The sequence below is a fragment of the Burkholderia sp. ZZQ-2 genome, assembly GCF_050768715.1.
Lineage (GTDB): Bacteria > Pseudomonadota > Gammaproteobacteria > Burkholderiales > Burkholderiaceae > Burkholderia > Burkholderia cepacia.
On record NZ_LDVA01000266.1, the window covers coordinates 19,455 to 44,412 of the forward strand.

General features: G+C 66.1%; 22 protein-coding genes. 16 read left to right on the forward strand and 6 right to left on the reverse strand.

Going from position 1 to position 24,958, the window contains the following annotated elements:
* Positions 1 to 144 precede the first annotated feature (144 nt).
* Positions 145 to 1,257 carry an NADH:flavin oxidoreductase/NADH oxidase gene (locus tag ABY44_RS20090; RefSeq protein WP_060174945.1) on the forward strand — a complete coding sequence of 371 codons (1,113 nt, stop codon included), beginning with the start codon at positions 145 to 147 and terminating at the stop codon, positions 1,255 to 1,257.
* A gap of 178 nt (positions 1,258 to 1,435) precedes the next feature.
* The gene (locus ABY44_RS20095; protein WP_027788727.1) at positions 1,436 to 1,969 is read left to right on the forward strand and encodes an SET domain-containing protein; all 534 of its coding nucleotides are present in this window, start codon (positions 1,436 to 1,438) and stop codon (positions 1,967 to 1,969) included.
* A gap of 127 nt (positions 1,970 to 2,096) precedes the next feature.
* Here ABY44_RS20095 and ABY44_RS20100 read toward each other — a convergent pair whose 3' ends face one another.
* The gene (locus ABY44_RS20100; RefSeq protein ID WP_060174946.1) at positions 2,097 to 3,581 is read right to left on the reverse strand and encodes a sensor histidine kinase; all 1,485 of its coding nucleotides are present in this window, start codon (positions 3,579 to 3,581) and stop codon (positions 2,097 to 2,099) included.
* 118 nt (positions 3,582 to 3,699) lie between these two features.
* Entirely contained in the window at positions 3,700 to 4,392 is a 693-nt protein-coding gene (locus ABY44_RS20105) for a response regulator (RefSeq protein ID WP_006401494.1), read from the reverse strand.
* Positions 4,393 to 4,514: 122 nt separating this feature from the next.
* Between ABY44_RS20105 and ABY44_RS20110 the strand changes: the two genes are divergently transcribed.
* Positions 4,515 to 4,745: a DUF3717 domain-containing protein gene (locus ABY44_RS20110; RefSeq protein ID WP_021160419.1), complete on the forward strand. Its 231-nt coding sequence runs from the start codon at positions 4,515 to 4,517 to the stop codon at positions 4,743 to 4,745.
* 92 nt (positions 4,746 to 4,837) lie between these two features.
* On the opposite strand, the gene ABY44_RS20115 is transcribed toward ABY44_RS20110, so the two are convergent.
* Complete coding sequence (locus tag ABY44_RS20115) at positions 4,838 to 5,215, reverse strand: 4a-hydroxytetrahydrobiopterin dehydratase (RefSeq protein WP_260433370.1); 378 nt, start codon at positions 5,213 to 5,215, stop codon at positions 4,838 to 4,840.
* 65 nt (positions 5,216 to 5,280) lie between these two features.
* Positions 5,281 to 6,174 (reverse strand): phenylalanine 4-monooxygenase, encoded by an 894-nt coding sequence (gene phhA, locus ABY44_RS20120; protein ID WP_059676020.1) that lies wholly within the window; start codon positions 6,172 to 6,174, stop codon positions 5,281 to 5,283.
* A gap of 139 nt (positions 6,175 to 6,313) precedes the next feature.
* Between phhA and ABY44_RS20125 the strand changes: the two genes are divergently transcribed.
* Positions 6,314 to 6,799: an Lrp/AsnC family transcriptional regulator gene (locus ABY44_RS20125; RefSeq protein WP_006408082.1), complete on the forward strand. Its 486-nt coding sequence runs from the start codon at positions 6,314 to 6,316 to the stop codon at positions 6,797 to 6,799.
* A 74-nt stretch (positions 6,800 to 6,873) separates the two neighbouring features.
* On the opposite strand, the gene ABY44_RS20130 is transcribed toward ABY44_RS20125, so the two are convergent.
* The gene (locus ABY44_RS20130; RefSeq protein WP_027788723.1) at positions 6,874 to 7,407 is read right to left on the reverse strand and encodes a class IV adenylate cyclase; all 534 of its coding nucleotides are present in this window, start codon (positions 7,405 to 7,407) and stop codon (positions 6,874 to 6,876) included.
* 170 nt (positions 7,408 to 7,577) lie between these two features.
* On the reverse strand, positions 7,578 to 8,477 hold the full coding sequence (locus ABY44_RS20135; RefSeq protein WP_059694483.1) for a LysR family transcriptional regulator: 900 nt from the start codon (positions 8,475 to 8,477) through the stop codon (positions 7,578 to 7,580).
* Positions 8,478 to 8,660: 183 nt separating this feature from the next.
* Between ABY44_RS20135 and ABY44_RS20140 the strand changes: the two genes are divergently transcribed.
* The 12 genes from ABY44_RS20140 to rsmG all read left to right on the forward strand — a co-directional run bounded on the left by ABY44_RS20140 (position 8,661) and on the right by rsmG (position 24,909).
* On the forward strand, positions 8,661 to 10,346 hold the full coding sequence (locus ABY44_RS20140; protein ID WP_060174947.1) for a GMC family oxidoreductase: 1,686 nt from the start codon (positions 8,661 to 8,663) through the stop codon (positions 10,344 to 10,346).
* Between the two features lie 447 nt (positions 10,347 to 10,793).
* Positions 10,794 to 11,573 carry an ABC transporter ATP-binding protein gene (locus ABY44_RS20145; protein WP_021160426.1) on the forward strand — a complete coding sequence of 260 codons (780 nt, stop codon included), beginning with the start codon at positions 10,794 to 10,796 and terminating at the stop codon, positions 11,571 to 11,573.
* Positions 11,570 to 12,325 (forward strand): ABC transporter ATP-binding protein, encoded by a 756-nt coding sequence (locus tag ABY44_RS20150; protein ID WP_021160427.1) that lies wholly within the window; start codon positions 11,570 to 11,572, stop codon positions 12,323 to 12,325. Before ABY44_RS20145 ends, ABY44_RS20150 begins: the two co-directional genes overlap by 4 nt.
* Before the next feature lie 76 nt (positions 12,326 to 12,401).
* Positions 12,402 to 13,601 carry an ABC transporter substrate-binding protein gene (locus ABY44_RS20155; protein ID WP_027788720.1) on the forward strand — a complete coding sequence of 400 codons (1,200 nt, stop codon included), beginning with the start codon at positions 12,402 to 12,404 and terminating at the stop codon, positions 13,599 to 13,601.
* 130 nt (positions 13,602 to 13,731) lie between these two features.
* The gene (locus ABY44_RS20160; protein WP_021160429.1) at positions 13,732 to 14,616 is read left to right on the forward strand and encodes a branched-chain amino acid ABC transporter permease; all 885 of its coding nucleotides are present in this window, start codon (positions 13,732 to 13,734) and stop codon (positions 14,614 to 14,616) included.
* Complete coding sequence (locus ABY44_RS20165; RefSeq protein WP_027788719.1) at positions 14,616 to 15,590, forward strand: branched-chain amino acid ABC transporter permease; 975 nt, start codon at positions 14,616 to 14,618, stop codon at positions 15,588 to 15,590. The genes ABY44_RS20160 and ABY44_RS20165 overlap by 1 nt, the downstream gene beginning before the upstream one ends.
* A 1,129-nt stretch (positions 15,591 to 16,719) precedes the next feature.
* Entirely contained in the window at positions 16,720 to 17,877 is a 1,158-nt protein-coding gene (locus ABY44_RS20170) for an ABC transporter substrate-binding protein (protein WP_021160432.1), read from the forward strand.
* Positions 17,878 to 18,077: 200 nt separating this feature from the next.
* Positions 18,078 to 19,133, forward strand: coding sequence for a branched-chain amino acid ABC transporter permease (locus tag ABY44_RS20175; RefSeq protein WP_027788718.1), 1,056 nt, complete (start codon positions 18,078 to 18,080; stop codon positions 19,131 to 19,133).
* Positions 19,134 to 19,137: 4 nt separating this feature from the next.
* Positions 19,138 to 20,922 carry a branched-chain amino acid ABC transporter ATP-binding protein/permease gene (locus tag ABY44_RS20180; RefSeq protein WP_060174948.1) on the forward strand — a complete coding sequence of 595 codons (1,785 nt, stop codon included), beginning with the start codon at positions 19,138 to 19,140 and terminating at the stop codon, positions 20,920 to 20,922.
* Complete coding sequence (locus ABY44_RS20185; protein ID WP_027788717.1) at positions 20,922 to 21,677, forward strand: ABC transporter ATP-binding protein; 756 nt, start codon at positions 20,922 to 20,924, stop codon at positions 21,675 to 21,677. Before ABY44_RS20180 ends, ABY44_RS20185 begins: the two co-directional genes overlap by 1 nt.
* A gap of 578 nt (positions 21,678 to 22,255) precedes the next feature.
* Complete coding sequence (gene mnmG, locus ABY44_RS20190) at positions 22,256 to 24,226, forward strand: tRNA uridine-5-carboxymethylaminomethyl(34) synthesis enzyme MnmG (protein ID WP_060174949.1); 1,971 nt, start codon at positions 22,256 to 22,258, stop codon at positions 24,224 to 24,226.
* On the forward strand, positions 24,223 to 24,909 hold the full coding sequence (rsmG, locus tag ABY44_RS20195) for a 16S rRNA (guanine(527)-N(7))-methyltransferase RsmG (RefSeq protein WP_048023976.1): 687 nt from the start codon (positions 24,223 to 24,225) through the stop codon (positions 24,907 to 24,909). The genes mnmG and rsmG overlap by 4 nt, the downstream gene beginning before the upstream one ends.
* Positions 24,910 to 24,958 lie beyond the last annotated feature (49 nt).

Below are 24,958 nucleotides of genomic sequence, written 5' to 3' on the forward strand. Positions count from 1 at the left end.
CCGTATGCGCGCTGTTTGCCGCGTCGCCCGCAACCCGCCGCGGGCCGTACCTGACCATCCGCTTACTGCCGCGTGCACCGTCAGCACGCTTGCGGCCTGCGTGCTACGCTCGTTCGCTCTTTCCTTTCCTGGCGAGCGGCCTCCATGACTGCGCTGTTTTCCCCGTTCACGCTGCGCGGCGTGACTCTTCCGAACCGGATCGTGATCTCCCCGATGTGCCAGTATTCGGCCGAGCGCGGTGAAGCGACCGACTGGCACATGATTCACCTCGGCCATCTCGCGCTGTCGGGCGCGGGGCTGCTCTGCATCGAGGCGACCGCGGTGGAACCCGACGGGCGCATCACGCATGGCGACCTCGGCCTCTGGGACGACGTGACCGAAGCCGCGCTGAAGCCCGTGCTGGCCGCGATCCGCAAGCATTCGCCGATCCGCGTCGCGATGCAGTTGTCGCATGCGGGGCGCAAGGCGTCGAGCAACGTGCCGTGGCAGGGCGGTCAGCTCGTGTCGGTCGCCGACGGCGGCTGGTTGCCGCATGCACCGTCGGCGGTGCCGCACAAGGACGGCGAGACGCCGCCCCTCGCCCTCGATGCCGCCGGCCTGAACCGGATCCGCGAAGCGTTCGCGGCCTCGGCGAAGCGTGCCGCACGGCTCGGTATCGATGCGATCGAGGTGCATGCGGCACATGGCTACCTGCTGCACCAGTTTCTGTCGCCGCTCGCGAACCTGCGCACCGACGAATACGGCGGCTCGCTCGAAAACCGGATGCGCTTTCCGCTCGAGATCTTCGAGATCGTGCGCGCGGCGTTTCCGGAGGACCGGCCGGTCGGCGTGCGCGTGTCGGCCACCGACTGGGTCGAAGGCGGCTGGGAGCTCGACGATACGATCGCGTTCGCGCACGAACTGAAGCGCCGCGGCTGCGACTGGATCGACGTGTCGTCCGGCGGCGTGTCGCCGCTGCAGAAAATCCCGCTGTCGCCCGGCTACCAGGTGCCGTTCGCGCAGGCGGTGAAGCGCGCGGTCGGCATGCCGACGGTTGCCGTCGGGCTGATCAACGAACCCGCGCATGCGAACCGGCTCATCGAGGCCGGCGATGCCGATTTCGTCGCGATGGCGCGTGCGATGCTGTACGACCCGCGCTGGCCGTGGCACGCGGCGGCCGAGCTCGGTGCGCAGGTGACGGCGCCGCCGCAGTACTGGCGTTCGCAGCCGCGCGAGCACAAGGCGTTGTTCGGCGACGTCGCCTTCGGCCAGCGTTGAGCATCGCACGCGCAATATTGCGCGTGATGTTGAACGAAGCAATCGTGAACGTGTAGGATGCGGGTGATTCGCCGCATGTCCCGACGCGGCACCGACCGGTGCCGCGTTTTCGTTTTGCGCGACGCCAGGCCGCGATCGCGGCCGCCCCATTCAAGTCGTTTTCACAAGGATTCGTTCGATGAGTTCACGCAGGATCGCGGTGCGCCGCTCGGGAGTACACGGCAAGGGCGTGTTCGCCGTGGCGCCGATCAAGGCCGGCGAGCGCGTAGTGGAATACAAGGGCGAACGAATTTCGTGGAAGGAAGCGCTGCGTCGCCATCCGCACGACCCGAGCGAACCGAACCATACGTTCTACTTCGCACTGGACGAGGGCGGGGTGATCGACGGCAAGATCGACGGCAACAGCGCGCGCTGGATCAACCACTCGTGCGCACCGAACTGCGAAGCCGAGGAAGTCAAAGGCCGCGTGTACATCCACGCGCTGCGCGACATCGGGCCGGAAGAGGAACTGTTCTACGACTACGGCCTCGTGATCGATGCGAAGCTGACGAAGTCGCTCAAGCGCGAATACGCGTGCCATTGCGGCGCATCGTCGTGCCGCGGCACGCTGCTCGCGACGTCCGACGACGGCGGCAAGAAGAAGAAAAAGAAGAAGGACAAGAAGGACGGCAAGTCCGAGTCCCGTTCGAAGGACAAGAAAAACAGGAAGTGACGCAGGCGGCGGCGCATCGTGCGCTGCCGCTGCCGTTTCAGCGCCCGGCTGCTGCATCATGCGGCCGGGTTTTCCGCCTTCGTCATCCGGCGTGCGACCCGGCCCGGGGCCGCCCGCCGCGAATCGCTCAGTGCGTCGACGCGGTGGCCGGGGTTTCGCTGGCCGGCTTGTCCGTGCGTGCAGCCAGCGGCACCCTCACCACGAAGCGCGAGCCGCCTTCCGACGCATCCTCGTACGATACGGTGCCGCCGTGCATCGCGATGATGTCGTGCACGATCGCGAGGCCGAGCCCGGCGCCCGTCTCGACGCCGTTGCCGTTTTGCGCGTCGCCGCGGAAGAAGCGCTTGAACAGGTCGGCCTGCTGGTTGGCGGGCACGCCGGGGCCGTTGTCCTCGACGACGATCTCGGCGGCCGGCTGGCCGCCCTCGAGCGTGCCGCGCGCGACGTTCACCGTGATCCGCGCACCGTCCGGCCGCGCGAGCGGCACGTACTTCAGCGCATTGTCGAGCAGGTTCGCGATCACCTCGCGCAACAGCACGGGGTTGCCGCGCACGACCAGCTTCTCGTCGTCACCCGGATCGTCGGTACGCTGAAAGCCGAGGTCGACGTGCGACGCGAGTGCGCGCGGCACCCATTCGGCGCCCGTCTCGAATGCCATCGCCGCGAGGTCGACGTCGACGAACCGCGCGGCCTGTTCGCCCGGTTCCGCGCGAGCGAGCGACAGCAACTGGTTCGACAGTCGCACCGCGCGGTCGGCGGCCGCGCGCAGCTCGCGCACCGCGGCGAAGGTCTGGTGCGGGTCGCGTGCCACGGCTGCTTGCTCCGCGTGCAGCTTCACGGCCGTGAGCGGCGTGCGCAACTGGTGCGCGGCATCGGCGATGAACTTGCGCTGCGCGTCGAGCGCGGTTTTCAGGCGGCCGAGCAGGGCGTTCATCGCGCTCGTCAGCGGCCGGATTTCCAGCGGCACCTCGGTTTCGTCGACCGGTTCCAGCGACGTGTGGGTCTGCCGGTTCAGTGAATCGGCCAGATGCGTGAGCGGGCCGAGCTGCTGGTTGACGACGCGCCACACGATGCCCCAGCCCGCGAGCAGCAGCAGCAGCAGCGGCATCATGATCGCGACGAGGAATTCGGCTGCGATCCGGTAGCGGTGCCGCACCGGCTGCGCGACCTCGACGACCATCGGCTTGCCGCCTTCGACGTTGTCGACGCGCACCTGCGCGACCCGTACCGCGCGATTGTCGTATTCGGCCTCGAACACGTACGCGTGATGCATGCGGCGCACGTTGATGCCCCGCAGCGGCAGCTTCGGATCGCCGGCGAGTTCCTGTTCGCCGTCGCTGATCCGGTAGATCAGCGCTTCGGCGGGATCGGAGAACATCGCCTGCGCGAGCGGCGGCACCGTAAACGGCGCGTCGGGGCCGGCGATCTGGATCTGTTTGGAAATGGCGGTCGCGAGATCGGCGAGCGAGCGGTCGATCACGTGCTGCGTGTATTGCCACGCGAGCCAGTAGGCGATCAGGCCGCTCATCAGTGCGAGCATCGACAACGGGGCGGCGAGGCGCCGAAGCAGCGAGCGGCGCAGGCTGGTGGTCACAGCCGGATCAGGTGACATTTCGACGGGCAAATGGATAAGCGCCGCTCACGGGGAGCGGCGCGGTCGTACGCCGGGCGGCGATGCGGGCAGGGTGGGCGCGCCGGCGGCCAGGCCGGCCGGTGCGCCGCACCGCCGTTCAGACGCTCGCCGTCTGGCGGATTTCCTGCAGCAGGTAGCCGAAGCCGCGCACCGTGACGATTTCGACGCGGCACTGCTCGAGTTTCTTGCGCACGCGGTGCACGTAGACTTCGATCGCGGTGTCGCCGAGATCGCCGCCGAAGTGCGTGAGGTGATCCTGCAGCTGGGCCTTGCTGACGACGCGGCCGTGACGCAGCAGCAGCATCTCGAGCACCGCGAATTCACGCGGCGACAGTTCGAGCGGCTTGTCGTCGTTGAAGATGCGGCGATCGACGCCCGACAGGCGGACGCCGCCGAGCGACACTTCCGGGCGCGGCATGTCGCTGTGCGGGCCGCTGCGGCGCATCACCGCGCGGATGCGCGCTTCGAGCTCGGCCGGCTCGAACGGCTTGAGCATGTAGTCGTCGGCGCCGGAGTTCAGGCCCTGGATCCGGTCGTTCAGCTCGTCGCGTGCGGTCAGCACGATGACGGGCGTGTGGCGGTTGGTCTGGCGGAAGCGCGTGAGCAGCGTCATCCCGTCGATGCCCGGCAGGCCGAGGTCGAGGATCACGAGTTCGTGGCGATTCTGTGCCAGCGCCTGTTCGGCAAAGATGCCGTCATGCACCATGTCAACGGTGAAGCCAGCCTGCTCGAGGCTGCTCTGGATACCGCGTGCGATGGGGCGGTCGTCTTCGATCAGAAGGAGTCGCATGAAGTTCGCTCAAGTACAATGGGTTGGCGGTTCAGGCACGCGGACAGCACGACGCCGTTTCCACAGGGGTGCCGCGACACCTGACATCAAGCATGGCGGCCAGCGAACGATTAAATCCAATCATGTCCGATATTTCGATCAACGACCTAGAAGCCGCGATCAATTTCTGGCGCGCCCGCTCGCCGTCGAGCGGCGACGAACTCAAACTCTGCGAAGAGGCCAGCGCGCTTTCCAAGCCGTATGCGCTGCTGATTGTACAGCGCCAAGGCGCGCTGCAACTGGAAGGTTTGGACCCCAAGGCACGGAATGCGTACGAGACTTACGTGCGCCTTAAGGATGGCTTGGAAAGCTGAAGGCTTTCGCTGACTACATCCTAGAAAACGTTCATCGAAATGAAAAGTTGACGCGCCGCGCATCAAAGGACGCGCGGCGGTAGGGGAAGGTGTCAGGCGGCCGGTTTCGCGTGCGCGCCGGCAAGGTCGATGAAAAGCGCCAGTTCGATGTCGCGTTCGGTCAGGCCGTCGGCGTCGTGGGTCGACAGCGTGATGTCGACGCGGTTGTACACGTTGAACCATTCCGGATGGTGGTTCATTTCCTGCGCCTTGATCGCGACACGCGTCATGAAGCCGAAGGCTTCGTTGAAATCGGCGAAGCGCAGGCTGCGCTGGATCGCGTCGCGGCCCGGTACGGCCGACCAGAGCGGCAGGCCTTCGAGCCGGGTCTTGCGTTCTTCTGATGTGAGCTTGTGGATCATCTTGCACCTCTCGTTCGGTAACGGCGCCCGCGCGCGGCTGCGCCGCGCGCCGAAGCCGGCACCGGTCATTGTTTCATAGTTGTGGGACGACCATCCGGGGACGGCCATCCGGCGACCATCGGCGCGTTCGCGGGTCACGCGTCGGCGTCGTCGGGCCAGCCTTCGCCCGTGCCGCGATGCAGCACGCGATCAGTATCGAGCACCGCGCCGGCCGCGAACTCGGGCAGCGCCGCCAGCCGGTCGGCCAGCGCTCGGCCGTCGACGTCGGCGAGCGCGAACAGTTGCGCGAAATCGTCGATCACGAAGTAGGTCTTCTGGAACGTGTCGATCCGGTACTTCGTGCGCATCACGCGCTCGAGGTCGAAGCCGAGCCGGTTCGGCGCCGCGCTTTCGAGGCTGTACAGGCTTTCGCCCTTGCTCGACACGATCCCGGCGCCGTAGATCGACAGGCCGTTCGTGCCGCGCGGATCGCGGATCAATCCGAATTCCACCGTATACCAGTAGAGTCGCGCGAGCCGCGCCAGCGCCGCTTCGTCGTCGGCGACCGCGAGCGCGGTGCGGCCGTACGCCTGCATGTAGTCGGCGAACACCGGGTCGATCAGCAGCGGCACGTGGCCGAAGAGATCGTGGAAGCAGTCGGGTTCCTGCAGGTAGTCGAGCTGGTCGGGGCGGCGCATCCACCAGGTGACCGGGAAGCGCCGGTTCGCGAGATGCTCGAAGAACACGCGGTCGGGCACGAGGCCCGGCACGGCGACGATCTCCCAGCCCGTTGCCGGCTTCAGCTGGCGGTTCACGTCGGCGAACGACGGCACGCGATCGGCCGGCAGGTCGATCTTCCCGAGCCCCGCGACGAACGCGTCGCACGCGCGCCCGCGCAGCAGCGCGGACTGGCGTGCATAGAGCTGCTTCCACACCGCGTGGTCGACCTGGCCGTATCGCGCGAGCGGCTGGTCGATGGTGAAATCGGCGCGGGTTTCGAGGCCCGCATCGAACTGCTCCTGCAGTTTCGCGGTGACGACGGTGGACATGATCTGGCTCTGCACGCGGCGGTTGTGAACCATGCAAGTGTAGAGCGGGCTGCGCGCGGAATGGGCGCAATATTGGCGTTAATTCGCACGATGATGCGATAATCGCGCATCAAACAAAGGATCAATGCGGAGAATGCTCATGCTGGAACTCGATCACTTCGATCTCGCGCTGCTGGACGTGCTGCAGCGCTTCGGCCGCGCGACGCATCAGCAGCTCGGCGAGGAGGTGCCGCTGTCGCCGTCGCAGATCGGCCGGCGGCTGCAGCGGCTCGAGGCGGCCGGCGTGATCGAAGGCTACCGCGTGATGCTCCGGCCCGAAAAGCTTGGGCTCGGCGTCACCGCGTTCACGAGCCTCAAGCTCAAGCACCACGGCGATTCGATCATCGAGCAGTTCCAGCAGCAGATCGACGTGCTGCCCGAAGTGCTCGAATGCCATGCGGTGGTGGGCGATGCGGACTACCTGTTGCGGATCGTCGCGCCCGACCTGAACGCGCTGTCGCAGTTCGTGATGAAGAAGCTGATGCGCGTGCCGGGCGTCGACAGCGTGCGCTCGAACATCGTGCTGACGACCTTCAAGCGCAACGGCGCGCTGCCGCTCGCGCACCTGGCGCCCGGCGCGGCCTGACACGGCGGCAGGGCGGCGACGGCGCGGCAGGGTCGAAGGCGGCGCGGGTTGCGCCGCCCCGGGGCAGGGCCGGATCAGGCCGCTTCGTGCTGCGTGTCGGCGTTCAGCAGGTCGACGTATGCGACCGCGACGAGATCGTCCGGCGACACGCCGAGCTTCGCGAACACGTCGTGCGCTTCGGCTTCGCCGCCGGCTTCGTCGTCGTCGGGGCCGAGCACGACTTCCAGTTCAATGAAATCGCCGAGGCCGTCGACGCGGTCGAGATGGATGCGCGTGCGGCCCGCCAGGTACACGTGCCGTTCCTTCGTCACGATCCCGCGCGTGGTCAGCGCGGTGGCGAGCAGCGCGTGCATCGCGTCGGGGTTCGTCACCGGGCTGCGCGTGTAGTACGACGCCTTCGGGCCGTCGCGGTCGTCGCGCTGGTAGAAGATCAGTTCGGCCGGCGTGCCGTCCTCGAAGCGGCGCAGCTTCAGCCGGCCGCGCGGCACGTCATAGAAGAAATCCTGCTGGCGATAGAAGAGCGGCGCTTCGGTCGCGAGTTTGGCCGCCTGTTCGCGCAGCTGGTCGAATTCGCGGGCGCGGGCTTTGATCTCGATGTTGCGGGCCATGCGGGTCTCCTTCAATCGGGGTCTCGCGGTGTGCGAACGCACAATCTAGCAAAAACGTGGAGACGGTGGCGTGACGGCGGGGGCGGGGTGCGGCGCGATGACGCGAGTCGTGCCCGGCAGCGGGATGCCCGAGGCCCGACGCCCGGCACGCGCACTTTCATCAGCACCGCTCATATCGCCCACTGCGCTTCGATCAGCCGCAGCGCCGCCGCGATCGCCGGTTCGTCGCGCCGCTCGGCGAGCGTCACGAAGGTGAGCTCGGTCGGCACCGTCACGCGTTCGACGATCGTCAGCGCATGCGCGTGCGCTTCGGCCAGCGCGGTCGAATCGCGCGCGAGCGTCAATCCGATGCCCGATTTGACGAGATCGAGCATCGACTGCTCCTGGTCGACCTCGGCAACCTTGAGCGGCTGCGCGCCGGCGTCGGCGAAGCGCCGCGACAGCAGCCGGTGGTGCGCGGATGCCGGCGGCGTCCAGATCCACGGCAGCGCGGCAAGCGAGCGCCAGTCGTTCACGCGCTGTACGCGCTCCTTCCAGCCGGCCGGCGCGAGCACGCGGTACTCGAAATGCGTGAGCGTGACGGTGTGGAACAGTGCGCCGTCGAGCGGATCGTCCTCGCCCGGCCGGCCGATGTAGTAGCCGACGTCGAGCGCCTGCGTGCGCACCTGTTCGATGACCCAACCCGACATCCCGTGCCGCAGCGCCGTTTCGATCTGCGGATGGGTTTCGACGAGCGCGCGCAGGAAGCCGCCGAGCCGCAGGAAGCCCGGATCGAGGATCGTGCCGATCCGCAGCCGGCCGCGCACCTCGTGCCGCAGCGCAGCAGCGGCGCGCTGCACGTCGGCGGCCGCGGCGAGCGCGCGTTCCGCATGCGGCAGCAGGGTCTGGCCGTCGCGCGTGAGCGCGAGCCCGCGCGACGTGCGCGTAAACAGCGTGACGCCGAGTGTTTCCTGCAGATGCTTGATCTGCAGGCTGACGGCCGGCTGCGTCAGGTGCAGCTGCACGGCGGCGCGTGTCAGGTTGCCTTCACGTGCGACCGTCGCGAACGCACGGAGCAGGGTGAGATCCATCGTCGTGATATGAGCGCGGCTTATAACGCAGTTCAGCATAACTCATTGGATCGGCAGCCGGCAGCGGGAGTACGCTTCATCGGTCGTGTCGCGCGGCCGCCAGCGCGGGCCGCGACGCACTATGCTGAAAATGCGCGCGGCACCGCGCCGCGCGGCGCACAACAACGAAGAAGGGGACACGCCGTGAGTACTCCACGCACGCTCGAAGGCGAATTCGACTACGTGATCGTCGGCGCGGGCACCGCGGGCTGCGTGCTCGCGAACCGCCTGACCGAGGATCCCGACATCCGCGTGCTGCTGCTCGAAGCAGGCGGCAAGGACGACTATCACTGGATCCACATCCCGGTCGGCTATCTGTATTGCATCGGCAACCCGCGCACCGACTGGCTGTACAAGACCCAACCCGAAGCGGCGCTCAACGGCCGGGCGCTGTCGTATCCGCGCGGCCGCGTGCTCGGCGGCTGCTCGTCGATCAACGGGATGATCTACATGCGCGGCCAGCGCGAGGATTACGACAGCTGGGCGCAGGAAACCGGCGACGCCGGCTGGTCGTGGGACAGCGTGCTGCCGATCTTCAAGCGCAGCGAGGACCACCATGCGGGCGCGAGCGACGCACACGGCGCGGGCGGTTACTGGCGCGTCGAGAAGCAGCGGCTGCGCTGGGAGATCCTCGAATCGTTCGCGCAGGCCGCGCAGCAGACGGGCATCCCGGCAACCGACGACTTCAACCGCGGTGACAATTCCGGGGTCGGTTATTTCGAGGTGAACCAGAAGCGCGGCGTGCGCTGGAATACGTCGAAGGCGTTCCTGCGGCCCGCGATGGCGCGCCCGAACCTGACCGTGATCACCGGCGCGCACGCGCAACGCGTGATTTTCGACGGGCGGCGCGCGGTCGGCGTCGAATATCGCGGCGGCGGCACCGATTACGTTGCGCGGGCGCGCTCGGAGGTGCTGCTGACGTCCGGCGCCGTGAATTCGCCGCAGCTGCTCGAACTGTCGGGCATCGGCGACGGCCGGCGGCTGCAGGCGCTCGGCATCGACGTCGTGCAGGATCTGCCGGGCGTCGGCGAAAACCTGCAGGATCACCTGCAATTGCGGATGGCGTTTCGCGTCGAAGGCGTGCGCACGCTCAACACGCTGTCCGCGCACTGGTGGGGCAAGCTGATGATCGGCGCGGAATATGCGTTGCTGCAGCGCGGGCCGATGTCGATGGCGCCGTCGCAACTCGGCGCATTCGCGAAATCCGATCCCGACGATCCGGCACTCACGCGCCCCGATCTCGAATACCACGTGCAGCCGCTGTCGCTCGAACGTTTCGGCGAGCCGCTGCACAGCTTCAATGCATTTACGGCGTCCGTGTGCCATCTGCGGCCGACGTCGCGCGGCAGCGTGCATGTCGCGAGCGCCGATCCGGGTGTCGCACCCGCAATCGCGCCGAACTATCTGTCGACCGACCACGATCGCCACGTCGCCGCGAACGCGCTGCGCCTCACGCGCCGGATCGCGTCCGCGCCGGCGCTCGCGCGTTATCGGCCCGAGGAAATCCTGCCCGGCACGCAATACCGCAGCGAAGCCGAGCTGATCGACGCGGCGGGCGCCGTCGGCACGACGATCTTCCACCCGGTCGGCACCTGCCGGATGGGGCGGGCCGACGACGAGCGTGCGGTCGTCGACAGCCGGCTGCGCGTACGCGGCATCGCCGGGCTGCGGATCGTCGATGCGTCGGTGATGCCCTTCATTACATCGGGCAATACCAATTCACCGACGCTGATGATCGCCGAGCGCGCGAGCGACATGATCCGTGCCGATCGCCGCGCGGCGCGCGAAGCGACGACGGTGCGAACGGAGCCCGCGGCGACGGCCGCGTGACGGAACGCTGACACGCACGACAGCGGGCCGTCATGATGACGCCCGCTGATTCGATATGCGAAACAAGCTGCCGGGGCCGATCGTGTCGATTGCGTCGCTTCACCGGCAAGATCCATGCAAGCCGTGCAGCCGCACGGCTTTCTTGCTGCGTGCCTGCCGCGCCGTGCGAAGAGACAACGGTCGATGATGCACGTGTCAAAAAAACGTGGCGAAAAACCGAGCACAACCGCACGCGACATGGCGGCCAGCCCTATAAGTGCAAATCCCGATGATTGCACTGCACCAACGGCGAGACAATGTGGCGCAGTGTGCATACGCGTCGGCGCGGGAGACCACCCTCGAGGCGTAACACGGCGCCCGGGGCAGCCTGCTCATCCGCTGACGTGTTTCGCGGCCGCTTCGCGCGAATCTTCCCGGTGCTTCGCCTGACTTCGTATGGAAGGGAACATGATTCTCGGCGACACGATTCTGGAAACACGCGGACTGACCAAGGAATTCAGGGGTTTCACGGCCGTCAACGGCGTGAACCTGCGTGTGCGTCGCGGTGCGATCCATGCGTTGATCGGACCGAACGGCGCAGGCAAGACGACCTGCTTCAACCTCCTCACCAAATTCCTGACGCCGACGGCCGGGCAGATCGTCTTCAACGGGATCGACATCACCGACGAGCGGCCCGCGCAGGTCGCGCGGCGCGGCATCATCCGTTCGTTCCAGATCTCGGCCGTCTTTCCGCACCTGACCGCATTGCAGAACGTGCGCATCGGCCTGCAGCGCGCGCTCGGCACCGAATTCCATTTCTGGCGCAGCGAACGCACGCTCAAGCGGCTCGACGACCGTGCGATGGATCTGCTCACGCAGGTCGGCCTCACCGATTTCGCGCAGGTGCCGACCGTCGAACTCGCATACGGCCGCAAGCGCGCGCTGGAGATCGCGACCACGCTCGCGATGGAGCCCGAGCTGATGCTGCTCGACGAGCCCACGCAAGGGATGGGCCACGAGGACGTCGATCGCGTGACCGCACTGATCAAGAAGGTCGCGAGCGGCCGCACCATCCTGATGGTCGAGCACAACATGAACGTGATCGCGGGCATCTCCGACACGATCACCGTCCTGCAACGCGGCGAGGTGCTGGCCGAAGGCTCGTATGCGGAAGTGTCGAAGAATCCGCTCGTCATCGAAGCCTACATGGGCAGCGCCGACGCGGCGCTCGCGGGGGCGCACGCATGAAGCACAGCGAACGGGAGGAACGCGAATTGAGCGGCGTCGAAAGCGGTACGCCCGCGCTGGAGATCACGGGCCTGGAGGCCTGGTACGGGGAATCCCACATATTGCACGGTGTCGACCTGACGGTGCATCGCGGCGAGGTCGTCACGCTGCTCGGCCGCAACGGCGCGGGCCGCACGACGACGCTGCGCGCGATCATGGGCCTCACGGGCCGCCGCAGCGGGTCGATCAAGGTCGCGGGCAACGAGACGATCGGCCTCGCGACACACCGCATCGCGCATTTCGGTGTCGGCTACTGCCCGGAGGAGCGCGGGATCTTCTCGAGCCTCTCGTGCGAGGAGAACCTGATGCTGCCGCCGCCGATCGGCCCGCGCGATCACGCGATGTCGATCGACGAGATCTACACGATGTTCCCGAACCTCGCATCGCGCCGGCAGAGCCAGGGCACGCGGCTGTCCGGCGGCGAGCAGCAGATGCTCGCGGTCGCGCGGATCCTGCGCACCGGCGCGAACCTGCTGCTGCTCGACGAGATCTCCGAAGGCCTCGCGCCGGTAATCGTGCAGTCGCTGGCGCGGATGATCGTCGCGCTGAAGGCGCGCGGCTACACGATCGTGATGGTCGAACAGAATTTCCGCTTCGCGGCGCCGCTCGCCGACCGGTTCTACGTGATGGAGCACGGCAGCATCGTCGAACATTTCCAGGCGGCGGAACTGGAAAGCAAGATGCCGACCCTGCACGACCTGCTCGGGGTGTGACGCCGCCCCGTCTCTTTCGCCGCTAGCCGTGGCGGCTTCGAACAACCACAACGCATCAGAACAACAGGAGACGTCAATGAAAATGAAGACCCTCGCACACGCCTGTCTCGCGCTCGCGGCGGCCGCGTTCACCACCGGCGCCGCGCAGGCCGCGGATACCGTGAAGATCGGCTTCATCACCGACATGTCGGGGCTTTACGCGGACATCGACGGGCAGGGCGGCCTCGAGGCGATCCGCATGGCGGTCGCCGATTTCGGCGGCAAGGTGCTCGGCAAGCCGATCGAGGTCGTCTATGCCGATCACCAGAATAAGGCCGACATCGCCGCGTCGAAGGCGCGTGAATGGATGGACCGTGGCGGGCTCGACCTGCTGGTCGGCGGCACGAACTCCGCCACCGCGCTGTCGATGAACCAGGTCGCGGCCGAGAAGAAGAAGGTCTACATCAACATCGGCGCGGGCGCCGACACGCTGACGAACGAGCAGTGCACGCCGTACACGGTCCACTACGCATACGACACGATGGCGCTCGCGAAGGGCACCGGTTCGGCGGTGGTGAAGCAGGGCGGCAAGAGCTGGTTCTTCCTGACTGCCGACTACGCGTTCGGCAAGGCGCTCGAGAAGAACACGTCGGATGTCGTGAAGGCGAACGGCGGGCAGGTGCTCGGTGCGGTGCGTCACCCGCTGTCCGCGTCGGATTTCTCGTCGTTCCTGCTGCAGGCGCAGGCGTCGAAGGCGCAGATCCTCGGCCTCGCGAACGCGGGCGGCGACACGATCAACTCGATCAAGGCCGCGAAGGAGTTCGGCATCACGAAGACGATGAAGCTCGCCGCGCTGCTGATGTTCATCGACGACGTGCACAGCCTCGGCCTCGAGACGACGCAGGGCCTCGTGCTGACCGACAGCTGGTACTGGAACCGCGATGCGGCGTCGCGCCAGTGGGCGCAACGCTACTTCGGCAAGATGAAGAAGATGCCGTCGAGCCTGCAGGCGGCCGACTACTCGTCGGTGACGACCTACCTGAAGGCGGTCCAGGCTGCCGGCACGACCGATTCCGACAAGGTGATGGCCGAGCTGAAGAAGATCAAGATCAACGACTTCTACGCGAAGGGCTACATCCGCACGGACGGCAGCATGATCCACGACATGTACCTGATGGAAGTGAAGAAGCCTGCTGAATCGAAGGAGCCGTGGGATTACTACAAGGTGCTCGCGACGATTCCGGGCGAACAGGCGTTCGGGACCAAGCAGGAATCGCGCTGCGCGTTGTGGAAGTAAGCGGGGCTTGGCGGCGCGCGAGTTGCGCGCCGCACGGTGGCGGCCGCAGCGATGTGCCCCGCTGCGCCGCCCGCGTGCGTATCCCGAGAAGGTTGCGCGCGCAACGAAACTCATACTGACGGCTAAGTCGATGGAAATCTTTGGCATTCCGTTGCCGGCGATGCTGAGCCAGTTGCTGCTCGGGCTCGTCAACGGCTCGTTCTACGCGATCCTGAGCCTCGGGCTCGCGGTGATCTTCGGGCTGCTCAACGTGATCAACTTCGCGCACGGCGCGCTGTTCATGCTGGGCGCGATGCTCGCGTGGATGGGCCTGTCGTACTTCGGGCTGCCGTACTGGGCGATGCTCGTGATCGCGCCGCTGGTCGTCGGTGCGTTCGGGATCCTGATCGAACGCTCGATGCTGCGCTGGCTGTACAAGCTCGATCACCTGTACGGGCTGCTGCTCACGTTCGGGCTCACGCTGGTCGTCGAAGGCGTGTTCCGGTCGATCTACGGCTCGTCCGGCCAGCCGTACGACGTGCCGTCGCAGCTGTCCGGCGCCACCAACCTCGGCTTCATGTTCCTGCCGAACTACCGTGCGTGGGTGGTCGTCGCGTCGCTCGCGGTGTGTCTCGTGACCTGGTTCGTGATCGAGAAGACGCGCCTCGGCGCCTACCTGCGCGCGGGCACCGAGAACCCGAAGCTCGTCGAGGCATTCGGCGTGAACGTGCCGATGATGATCACGCTCACCTACGGCTTCGGCGTCGCGCTCGCGGCGTTCGCGGGCGTGCTGGCCGCGCCGGTGATCCAGGTGTCGCCGCTGATGGGCCAGCCGATGATCATCACCGTGTTCGCGGTGGTCGTGATCGGCGGGATGGGGTCGATCCTCGGCTCGATCGTCACGGGCCTGATGCTCGGCGTGATCGAGGGTTTCACGCGCGTGTTCTACCCCGAAGCGTCGGCCACCGTCGTGTTCGTGATCATGGCGATCGTGCTGCTGTTCCGCCCGGCGGGCCTCTTCGGCAAGGAAAAATGATGCAGAGAAAAGTGCTCTACGGCGTGCTGCTTGCCGCACTGCTCGCCGCGCCGTTCATCGGCGCGTACCCGGTGTTCGTGATGAAGGTGCTCACGTTCGCGCTGTTCGCGGCCGCATTCAACCTGCTGATCGGCTATACGGGGCTGCTGTCGTTCGGTCATGCGATGTTCCTCGCGACCGCCGGTTATGCGACCGGTTATTCGATGCAGACGCTCGGCTTCACGCCGGAACTCGGGGTGCTCGTCGGCACCGTTGCCGCGACGCTGCTCGGGCTCGTCGTCGGGCTGTTCGCGATCCGCCGGCAGGGCATCTACTTCGCGATGATCACGCTCGCGTTCGCGCAGATGGTCTATTTCATCTACCTGCAGGCGCCGTTCACGCACGGCGAAGACGGGTTGCAGGGCGTGCCGCGCGGTCACCTGTTCGGGCTGCTCGACCTGTCGAACGACGTCGCGCTGTACTACGTCGTGGTGGCGGTGGTCGTTGCCGCGTGCGCGTTCATCGTGCGTGTCGTGCATTCGCCGTTCGGCCAGGTGCTCGTCGCGATCAAGGAGAACGAGGCGCGCGCGATCTCGCTCGGCTACGACACCGACCGTTTCAAGCTGCTCGCGTTCATCCTGTCGGCGGGCATCGCGGGACTGGCCGGCTCGCTGAAGGTGCTCGTGCTCGGCTTCGAGACGCTGTCGGACGCGTACTGGACGATGTCGGGCCTGGTCGTGCTGATGACGCTCGTCGGCGGCATGGGCACGCTGTTCGGGCCGCTGCTCGGCGCGGCGCTGATCGTCGCGCTCGAAGACCGGCTCGGCGACATCGGCGAAGGGCTCGCATCGGCGACGGGCGTCGCGTGGTTCCATTCGCTCGGCGAATCGGCGACGATCGTCACGGGGCTGATCTTCATCGTGTGCGTGCTCGCGTTCCGGCGCGGCATCGTCGGCGAGATGGTCGCGCGGATCAAGCCGCTCAGGGCCTCCTGAGCGCATGCCGCGCACGTCGCCGCCGGTTGATGCGAAGCACCATCCGGCATGCTCGTGAAGCGCGTCGCAGCGCGCTCGGGGTGGCACCGCGCGGCTGGCTGCTGCCCCATTTTCGTGCGGCGATGCACCATAGGGGTAAATGCTAAGTTGCCGTGGTGCTTAAGCCTCTTTAAGATTCACCCTAGTTCTGATGCACCGCGAAACGAATTTGCAGGTGGAGAACGAGGAGACAATCGAGGCACAAAGTGCCCGGACCCTAAAGCGCTGTTGGACGGAATCCAACAGCGCTTTTTCATTTGGTGCACGAATTTTCATCGATGGTGCAGGCGAATCGCGCTGCGTTCCGCGCGCCCGTGTTTTGCCTCGCGTCACTCGCGCGTCATCCCGTCCCCCCGATTTCATCCGTTCCTGCCGGTCGATCGCCGCCGGCGCGCAGCCGTGCGCATGCCGTCCGGGCTTACCCGGTTGGCGTGCGCAAAAAGCGTCCGTTACACTCAGCTTTCGCCGACCGTGCGGTCGGGAAAACGGTCGGCAGTTCTCCTACAAGCAAAATGCAGAAGAGGGAGTGCGGTTGGATGAGAAGCGCGGGACGAAGGATCGGGGCGGGAGGGGCGGCTGGCGCCGCTCGTTCGGGGGCGGACGTGCATCGGTATGCCCCGGCTTTCACGAGCCGCTCTGCGGCCGACATGTGCGTTCCGATGCAATTTGCCGGCACGATGGTCTGTCCGGTCGTTGCGTTCGCATCCGATGCGTCGTTCGCATTCGCATGAACGGCCGTTTTTCCGATCCTGCATTGCCCGCGCATGGAGCCGTATCAGGCCCGGCCGGCGGACCTTCCGGCGATCGTTGCGCCCGCATCGATCGCGTTTCGCACAGCGCCGCTTTTCTCCGTTTCCTTCATCCTGACGACATTGCCGCCGCGCATCGTGGCGGTCGAACGACCGTTTCGGCACGCGCTGCGGCGCGTGCATGTGCGGTATCGCCGGGGCTCGATGGCGGCGCCGGCGTTTCACGGGAAAACGAGTGTAGGCGGGGCAAGGCGAGATAGTTAAATTATTAACTTGTTTGGAGACCGGGAGCCGCCCGAGCGACCCGTGGCTTTTTCGAGCAGCGTTTGGAGACGACATAAATGAAGATGAATCGATGGATGGAAGTTCTGCTTGCCGCGGGCCTCGTGTGCGCGGCCGCCACGGCGTCGGCGCAGGTGAAGATCGGCGTGACGCTGTCGGCCACCGGGCCGGCCGCGTCGCTCGGGATTCCGGAAAAGAACACGATCGCGCTGCTGCCGAAGGAAATCGCCGGCAAGAGCGTGCAGTACATCGTGCTCGACGACGCATCCGACACGAGCCGCGCGGTGCAGAACGTGCGCAAGCTGATCGACGAGGATCACGTCGACGCGATCATCGGTTCGTCCGTCACGCCGAACTCGCTCGCGATGCTCGATCCCGTGTCGCAGGGCAAGACGCCGACGATCTCGCTCGCGGCGAGCGCGCAGATCATCTCGCCGATGGATGCGAAGCGCGCCTGGATGTTCAAGGTGCCGCAGAACGACCAGCTGATGGCCGACGCGATCGCCGGCTACATGGCGAAGCACGGCGTGAAGACGGTCGGCTTCATCGGCTTCGCCGATGCGTACGGCGACAGCTGGTACAACACGTTCAACGCGGCGGCCGCGAAGAACGGCCTGAAGGTCGTGTCGAACGAGCGCTTCAACCGTACCGACGCGTCGGTGATGGGGCAGGTGCTGAAGCTGATGGGCTCGAATCCCGATGCGGTGCTGATCGCCGGCTCGGGCACGCCGGCGGCGCTGCCGGCGAAGACGCTGAAGGAGCGCGGCTACAAGGGCAAGGTGTACCAGACGCACGGCGTCGCGAACAACGACTTCCTGCGTGTGTGCGGCAAGGACTGCGAAGGCGAGATCCTGCCGGCCGGCCCGGTGCTCGTGACCGACCAGCTGCCCGATTCGAATCCGGTGAAGAAGCCGGCGCTCGGGTACAAGGCCGCGTACGAGAAGGCCTACGGCGCGGGCTCGCTGGCGACGTTCGGCGGCCATGCGTGGGATGCGGGGCTGCTGCTGCAGCGTGCGATTCCGGAAGCGCTGAAGAAGGGCCAGCCGGGCACCGAGGCGTTCCGCGAAGCGCTGCGCGCGTCGCTCGAAAGCGTGAAGGACCTGCCCGTGTCGCACGGCGTGATCAACATGACGCCGACCGATCACAACGGCTTCGATACGCGTGCGCGCGTGATGGTGCAGATCGTCGACGGCAAGTGGAAGCTGCAGGCCGAGTAAGCATCACGTGAAACCGGCGTGCGCGGCGCGAACGGCGCCGTGCGTGCCGTCGGCAGGGTGCGCGGCCCGACGGGTCGCGCCCATGCCGCCTGGAACCGCCGGGGCCCGTCGCCGGGTGCCTGCGCACCGGTCTTGCCGTCCGCGCGCCCCGGCCGTTTCCGTCTTTCGTTTCTCCGCAGCATTCTCGATACACGAAACGTATGGATCTCTCGATTGCAGCGATCCTCGCGCAAGACGGCATCACGACCGGCGCCATATATGCATTGCTGTCGCTGGCGCTCGTGCTGGTGTTTTCCGTCACGCGGGTGATCTTCATTCCCCAGGGCGAATTCGTCGCCTACGGTGCGCTGACGCTTGCCGCGTTGCAGGCGCAGAAATTTCCCGCCACCTGCTGGCTGTTGTTCGTGATGGGCATCGCGTGCTTCCTGCTCGAAGTCGGCGGCCTGATCCGGCATCGCGAACGTCGCCATCAGCTCGGCCGCACACTCGCGACACTCGGCAGCCGCTACGTCCTGCTGCCGCTCGCGGTGTTCGCGATCACGCGCAGCTTTGCCGCACAGCCGCTGCCGATGCTCGCGCAGATCGCGCTGACACTCGCGATCGTCGTGCCGATGGGGCCGTTCGTCTACCGGCTCGTGTACCAGCCGATCGCCGAAGGCACGACGCTGCTGCTGCTGATCGTGTCGGTCGCCGTCCACTTCGCGATGGTTGGCCTCGGGCTCGTGATGTTCGGCGCGGAAGGTTCGCGCACTAACGGGTTTTCGGATGCGTCGCTCGCGATCGGCAGCATGACCGTGTCGGTGCAGAGCATCCTGGTCGTCGTGACGGCACTCGTGCTGATCGGCGCGCTCTACGTGTACTTCGGCCGCACGATCGCCGGCAAGGCGCTGCGCGCGACGTCGGTGAACCGGCTCGGCGCGCGGCTCGTCGGCATCGGCACGACCGAGGCAGGGCGGCTCGCGTTCACGTTCGCGGCGGGGCTCGGCGTGCTGTCCGGGATCCTCGTCGGCCCGCTGACGACGATCTACTACGACTCGGGCTTCCTGATCGGCCTGAAGGGTTTCGTTGGCGCGATCATCGGCGGGCTCGTCAGCTATCCGCTCGCGGCCGCCGGCTCGCTGCTCGTCGGCGTGCTCGAATCGTATTCGTCGTTCTGGGCGAGCGCGTACAAGGAGGTGATCGTGTTCACGCTGATCATTCCGGTGCTGCTGTGGCGGAGCTTCGCGACGCCGCACGCGGAAGAGGAAGAGGAGTGACACGATGAAGACGATGGTACGCAACAAGACCTTCTGGGTGTTTCTCGTGGTGCTGTTCGCGCTGCCGGTGCTGCCTGGTGCGCTGCAGGTGCCCGAATACTGGATCACGCTGCTGAACTACATCGGCCTCTACGCGATCGTCGCGATCGGGCTCGTGCTGCTGACGGGCGTCGGCGGGATGACGAGCTTCGGGCAGGCCGCGTTCGTCGGCATCGGCGCCTATGCGACCGCGTTCCTGACGACGCGATACGGCGTGTCGCCGTGGCTCGCGCTGATCGTCGGCGTCGTACTGACGGCGCTCGTCGCGCTCGTGCTCGGCGCGGTCACGATGCGGCTGTCCGGCCACTTCCTGCCGCTCGGCACGATCGCGTGGGGCCTCGCGCTGTTCTACCTGTTCGGCAACCTCGAACTGCTCGGCAAGTACGACGGCATCAACGGGATTCCGGCGCTGAACCTGTTCGGCATCGAGCTTGGAAGCGGGCGCAGCCTGTATTTCCTGATCTGGGCCGTCGTGCTGGCTGCGATCGTGTCGGTGCAGAACCTGCTGAACAGCCGCCCGGGCCGTGCGATCCGCGCGCTGCGCGGCGGCGGCGTGATGGCCGAGGCGATGGGCGTGAACACCGCGTGGATGCGCGTCGTGATCTTCGTCTATGCGGCCGTGCTCGCGGCCGTATCGGGCTTCCTGTACGCGCACCTGCAGCGCGCGGTGAACCCGACGCCGTTCGGGCTGAACCACGGGATCGAGTTTCTGTTCATGGCCGTGGTCGGCGGCGTGTCGCACGTGTGGGGCGCGGTGCTCGGCGCCGCGATCCTGACCGTGCTGCAGGACTATCTGCAGACGCTGCTGCCGAAGCTGCTCGGCTCGGAAGGCAACTTCGAGATCATCGTGTTCGGCGTGCTGATGGTGCTGCTGCTGCAGTACGCGCGTCAGGGCGTGTGGCCGTTCGTCGCGAGGCTGTTCCCGCGTGGGCCGCGCGCGCATGTGCCCGAGCACGCCGATCCGTTGCCGCAACGCGCGAAGCCGACGGCCGGCGAGCCGCTGCTCGTCGTCGACAATGCGCGCAAGCAGTTCGGCGGGCTCGTGGCCGTCAACGACGTCAGCTTCGACGTGAAAGCGGGGCAGATCATCGGGCTGATCGGCCCGAACGGCGCCGGCAAGTCGACCACGTTCAACCTCGTGACGGGTGTGCTGAAGCCGACGGGCGGCACGATCAGGTTCCGTGGCGAGCGTATCGACGGGCTCACATCGCGCCAGATCGTCCGCCGCGGCATCGGCCGGACGTTCCAGCACGTGAAGCTGTTGCCGGCGATGACGGTGCTCGAGAACGTCGCGATCGGTGCGCACCTGCGTGGCCGTACGGGCGTGTGGCGCAGCGTCGCGCGGCTCAATGCACATGAGGAAGCGCAGTTGCTGGCTGAGGCCGCACGCCAGATTCGCCGCGTCGGGCTTGAAAAGCACATGTACGACGAAGCGGGCAGCCTCGCGCTGGGGCAGCAGCGAATTCTCGAAATCGCGCGGGCGCTGTGCTGCGATCCGACGCTGCTGCTGCTCGACGAGCCGGCCGCCGGGCTGCGTTACCAGGAGAAGCAGCAACTCGCCGATCTGCTGCGACGGCTGAAGGCGGAAGGCATGAGCGTGTTGCTCGTGGAACACGACATGGATTTCGTGATGAATCTCACCGACCGTTTGGTGGTGATGGAGTTCGGCACGCGGATCGCGGAAGGACTGCCGCAAGACGTGCAGCAGGATCCGGCGGTGCTGGAAGCGTATCTGGGCGGGGTGGAGTGATGACGGACACGACGATGCCGATTCTCGAAGTGCGCGGGCTGGCGGTCCGGTACGGGAAGGTGGAGGCGCTGCACGGCGCGGCGATCAAGGTTGGCGCGGGGCAGATCGTCAGCGTGATCGGCCCGAACGGCGCCGGCAAATCGACGCTGCTGAACGCGATCATGGGCGCGCTGCCGGTGACCGGGCATGCATCGGGTGCGATCGTGTACCGCGGGCACGACGTCGGCGCATTGCCGGTCGAACAGCGCGTCGCACGCGGGATGTGCCTCGTACCGGAAAAGCGTGAGCTGTTCAGCACGATGACGGTCGAAGACAACCTCGTATTGGGCGCGTATCGGCGCAAGCAGGCCGGTGAAGCGAACTTCCTCGACCAGCTCGATCATGTGTTCGCCCTGTTTCCGCGGCTGAAGGAGCGCCGCAAGCAGGCGGCTGGCACGCTATCCGGCGGCGAGCGGCAGATGCTCGCGGTTGGACGCGCACTGATGGGCAAGCCCGATCTGCTGATGCTCGACGAGCCGAGCCTCGGGCTGGCGCCGCTGATCGTGAAGGAGATTTTTCATATCATCAGCGCGTTGCGCGGTACGGGCGTAGCTACGCTGCTGATCGAGCAGAACGCACGGGCTGCACTGCAGATCTCCGATTACGGCTATGTGCTGGAGACAGGCGAATTTGCGCTGGAAGGGCCGGCGGCCGAACTCGCGCAGAATCCACGCGTGATCGAGACGTACCTCGGACTAGTGAAGAAAACGGCCTGATCGGTGGCGTGATGGGCGGGAAACGGGCGGCGTGTTTCACGTGAAACACGCCGTTTTTGTTTTTGGGTGAGATGCGACCCCGACACGCGACGGCTAGCGGCCGGGGGATAAGTGCAAGGGAAACAATCGGAAGCTCTGTGCAGCGCGGACGACGATCCGGAGCATCGTTCGCCGGTGGCTGTCGCCTGTTCCACCCACTGGGGATGTTGTGCCGGGTCACAGGGGATAAGTGTCGAGCTAACCGTCCGAAATTCTGTGAGGGAGAGGGTGGGCGCGGTCGCACAGGGTGTTCCGTCCGGGTTGCTGTGCCGGGCACAGGCATCGAACGGGTGTGTTCCACGTGAAATTTCCCGGCAAGCGAATTTTTTTGCACAGGCACAACGATGTGCTGCCGGCGGGCCGGAAGCGTTGCCGGAGCGGGCTCTGCGCCACGGATTCCGCGGCCGAGCACAGAAAAATCGCCGAAATGCACAGACCCTACCATTCGGACGGCCTTCGGGTGAAAAGCGAACCCGCTATAATTCGGCCCATACATTTCTCAGATAGGTTCGTGCGCAGTCCTGCGTACGGAATCCACCATGCTTTTTCCCACAGAATTTGACGTCATCGTCGTCGGTGGCGGTCATGCCGGCACGGAAGCCGCGCTGGCGTCCGCCCGCATGGGCGCAAAGACATTACTGCTGACCCACAACATCGAAACGCTCGGGCAGATGAGCTGCAATCCGTCGATCGGCGGCATTGGCAAGGGCCATCTGGTCAAGGAAGTCGATGCGCTGGGTGGCGCAATGGCAGCCGCGACCGACGAGAGCGGTATTCAGTTCCGGATCCTCAATTCGTCGAAGGGGCCTGCCGTGCGCGCGACGCGTGCGCAGGCCGATCGCATCCTGTACAAGGCCGCGATTCGCCACCGGCTCGAGAATCAGCCGAACCTGTGGCTGTTCCAGCAGGCTGTCGACGACCTGATGGTCGAAGGCGACCGCGTGGTGGGCGCCGTCACGCAGATCGGCATACGCTTCCGTGCGCGTGCGGTCGTGCTGACAGCCGGTACGTTCCTCGACGGCAAGATTCACGTCGGCCTGAACAACTATACGGGTGGTCGTGCGGGCGATCCGGCGGCCGTGTCGCTATCGTCGCGCCTGAAGGAGCTGAAGCTGCCGCAGGGCCGCCTGAAGACCGGTACGCCGCCGCGTATCGATGGTCGCTCGATCGACTTCTCGCAGCTGGATGAACAGCCGGGCGATCTCGATCCGATCCCCGTCTTCTCGTTCCTGGGCCGTGCGGAGCAGCATCCGCAGCAACTGCCGTGCTGGGTCACACATACGAACGAGCGCACGCACGACATCATTCGTGGCGGCCTCGACCGTTCGCCTATGTATACAGGCGTGATCGAAGGCGTCGGGCCGCGCTATTGCCCGTCGATCGAGGACAAGATTCACCGGTTCGCTTCGAAGGAATCGCACCAGATCTTCCTGGAGCCGGAAGGGCTGACGACCAACGAGTTCTACCCGAACGGGATCTCGACGAGCCTGCCGTTCGACGTCCAGCTCGAGCTCGTGCACTCGATGCGCGGCCTCGAGAACGCGCATATCCTGCGCCCCGGCTACGCGATCGAGTACGACTACTTCGACCCGCGTGCGCTGAAGGCGTCGCTCGAAACGAAGGCGATCAACGGGCTGTTCTTTGCGGGCCAGATCAATGGGACGACGGGCTATGAAGAAGCGGCCGCGCAGGGTCTGCTGGCCGGTCTCAACGCTGGCCGCTACGTGCAGCAGAAGGACGCATGGTGCCCGCGCCGTGACCAGGCCTACCTTGGCGTGCTGGTCGACGATCTCGTGACGCGCGGTGTGGCCGAGCCGTACCGGATGTTCACGAGCCGCGCCGAGTATCGCCTCAGCCTGCGTGAAGACAATGCCGACATGCGCTTGACCGAGATCGGCCGCGAACTGGGGCTCGTCGACGACGCACGCTGGGACGCATTCAGCCGGAAGCGCGACGCTGTTTCACGTGAAACCGAACGCCTGAAGTCGACGTGGGTCACGCCGAAGACGTTGCCGCCGGAAGAGGCGACCGCGCTCCTCGGCAAGGCGATCGACCACGAATACAGCCTCGCCGAACTGCTGCGCCGTCCGGGTATCAGCTACGACGGTGTGTGCGGACTGAAGGGCGGCGAGTGCGGCCCCGCTGAGCCGCTGGCCGACGATCCGGTGCTGCTCGAGCAGATCAAGGAGCAGGTCGAGATCGGCATCAAGTATCAGGGCTACATCGAGCGCCAGGCATCGGAAATCGAACGCAACGATGCGAACGAGAACACGCGCCTGCCCGACGGTATCGATTACCGCGAAGTCCGCGGCCTGTCGTTCGAGGTGAGCCAGAAGCTCAACGAGTTCCGGCCGGAAACGATCGGGCAGGCGTCGCGCATCTCGGGTGTCACGCCGGCGGCAATCTCGCTGCTGATGGTGCACCTGAAGCGTCGCGGCCTGGGCCGCCGTAATGGCACGGCCGAAGCGGCAGCGGAGCAGGGGGACGGCGCCGTCCCGACGCAACAATGACGGCGCGTCGCGCGCCGGCGGTTAATCGGGACGTACTGGAACAGATGCTCGTCGAAGGCACGACGGCGCTCGACCTCACGCTGACGGATGCACAACGCAACCAGCTGCTCGACTATGTCGCGCTGCTCGGCAAGTGGAACGCGGTCTACAACCTGACCGCGATCCGCGACCCGAAGCAGATGCTGATCCAGCACATCCTCGATTCGCTTTCCATCGTTCCGCATCTGCGTGGCCGTGCATCGGCCCGCGTGCTCGACGTCGGCTCGGGCGGCGGATTGCCCGGTATCGTGCTGGCGATCGTCGAGCCGGATTGGCAGATCACGCTGAACGATATCGTGCAGAAGAAGTCTGCATTCCAGACCCAGATGCGTGCGGAGCTGAAGCTCGCGAACCTGTCGGTGGTCACGGGGCGGGTCGAATCGCTGCAGCCGGGTGTCGAAGTGCCGGAAAAATTCGACATGATCGTATCCCGCGCTTTCGCGGATCTGTCCGACTTCGTTAAACTTGCTCGACACCTGGTTGCGCCGGGCGGATCGATCTGGGCAATGAAGGGCGTTCATCCGGACGACGAGATTGCGCGGTTGCCGGAAGGCAGCCGCGTGAAGCAGACGATACGGCTGGCGGTGCCGTTGCTCGATGCCGAACGGCATCTGATCGAAGTGGCCGTCGACGAAGCGAATTGAAGGGCCGGCGCGCGATGGCGCGCCGTTTGTTTGAAGGTAAAGGGAACAC

Excerpts from the sequence above, each read along its gene's own strand:
- ABY44_RS20090 (WP_060174945.1), top strand. The coding sequence starts at position 145 with ATGACTGCGCTGTTTTCCCCGTTCACGCTGCGCGGCGTGACTCTTCCG.
- ABY44_RS20095 (WP_027788727.1), top strand. The coding sequence starts at position 1,436 with ATGAGTTCACGCAGGATCGCGGTGCGCCGCTCGGGAGTACACGGCAAG.
- ABY44_RS20100 (WP_060174946.1), bottom strand. The coding sequence starts at position 3,581 with ATGTCACCTGATCCGGCTGTGACCACCAGCCTGCGCCGCTCGCTGCTT.
- ABY44_RS20105 (WP_006401494.1), bottom strand. The coding sequence starts at position 4,392 with ATGCGACTCCTTCTGATCGAAGACGACCGCCCCATCGCACGCGGTATC.
- ABY44_RS20110 (WP_021160419.1), top strand. The coding sequence starts at position 4,515 with ATGTCCGATATTTCGATCAACGACCTAGAAGCCGCGATCAATTTCTGG.
- ABY44_RS20115 (WP_260433370.1), bottom strand. The coding sequence starts at position 5,215 with ATGACCGGTGCCGGCTTCGGCGCGCGGCGCAGCCGCGCGCGGGCGCCG.
- phhA (WP_059676020.1), bottom strand. The coding sequence starts at position 6,174 with ATGTCCACCGTCGTCACCGCGAAACTGCAGGAGCAGTTCGATGCGGGC.
- ABY44_RS20125 (WP_006408082.1), top strand. The coding sequence starts at position 6,314 with ATGCTGGAACTCGATCACTTCGATCTCGCGCTGCTGGACGTGCTGCAG.
- ABY44_RS20130 (WP_027788723.1), bottom strand. The coding sequence starts at position 7,407 with ATGGCCCGCAACATCGAGATCAAAGCCCGCGCCCGCGAATTCGACCAG.
- ABY44_RS20135 (WP_059694483.1), bottom strand. The coding sequence starts at position 8,477 with ATGGATCTCACCCTGCTCCGTGCGTTCGCGACGGTCGCACGTGAAGGC.
- ABY44_RS20145 (WP_021160426.1), top strand. The coding sequence starts at position 10,794 with ATGATTCTCGGCGACACGATTCTGGAAACACGCGGACTGACCAAGGAA.
- ABY44_RS20150 (WP_021160427.1), top strand. The coding sequence starts at position 11,570 with ATGAAGCACAGCGAACGGGAGGAACGCGAATTGAGCGGCGTCGAAAGC.
- ABY44_RS20155 (WP_027788720.1), top strand. The coding sequence starts at position 12,402 with ATGAAAATGAAGACCCTCGCACACGCCTGTCTCGCGCTCGCGGCGGCC.
- ABY44_RS20160 (WP_021160429.1), top strand. The coding sequence starts at position 13,732 with ATGGAAATCTTTGGCATTCCGTTGCCGGCGATGCTGAGCCAGTTGCTG.
- ABY44_RS20165 (WP_027788719.1), top strand. The coding sequence starts at position 14,616 with ATGCAGAGAAAAGTGCTCTACGGCGTGCTGCTTGCCGCACTGCTCGCC.
- ABY44_RS20170 (WP_021160432.1), top strand. The coding sequence starts at position 16,720 with ATGAAGATGAATCGATGGATGGAAGTTCTGCTTGCCGCGGGCCTCGTG.
- ABY44_RS20175 (WP_027788718.1), top strand. The coding sequence starts at position 18,078 with ATGGATCTCTCGATTGCAGCGATCCTCGCGCAAGACGGCATCACGACC.
- ABY44_RS20180 (WP_060174948.1), top strand. The coding sequence starts at position 19,138 with ATGAAGACGATGGTACGCAACAAGACCTTCTGGGTGTTTCTCGTGGTG.
- ABY44_RS20185 (WP_027788717.1), top strand. The coding sequence starts at position 20,922 with ATGACGGACACGACGATGCCGATTCTCGAAGTGCGCGGGCTGGCGGTC.
- mnmG (WP_060174949.1), top strand. The coding sequence starts at position 22,256 with ATGCTTTTTCCCACAGAATTTGACGTCATCGTCGTCGGTGGCGGTCAT.
- rsmG (WP_048023976.1), top strand. The coding sequence starts at position 24,223 with ATGACGGCGCGTCGCGCGCCGGCGGTTAATCGGGACGTACTGGAACAG.